The 268-nt window shown below is 48.1% G+C and carries 1 rRNA gene; it reads left to right on the plus strand.

Features of this window, described 5'->3' with window-relative positions:
• A 23S ribosomal RNA gene (locus tag H6A27_RS14830) occupies positions 1–268 on the plus strand; the annotation flags it as partial.

Genomic DNA, 268 nt, shown 5'->3' on the forward strand with positions numbered 1-268 from the left:
CGATGAAGGACGTGATAAGCTGCGAAAAGTCACGGGGAGGTGCAAATAACCCTTGATCCGTGAATCTCCGAATGGGACAACCCGGTATCCTGAAGGGATATCACCTTACTAATGTAAGGAGCAAACGCAGGGAACTGAAACATCTTAGTACCTGCAGGAAAAGAAAATAACAATGATTCCCCCAGTAGTGGCGAGCGAACGGGGAATAGCCCAAACCAACAGTGTTACGGCATTGTTGGGGTTGTAGGACCACGACGTTGCAAGAAAT

Origin of the sequence: Bacteroides caecigallinarum (assembly GCF_016902295.1) — a bacterium.
GTDB classification, from domain to species: Bacteria; Bacteroidota; Bacteroidia; order Bacteroidales; family Bacteroidaceae; genus Phocaeicola; species Phocaeicola caecigallinarum_A.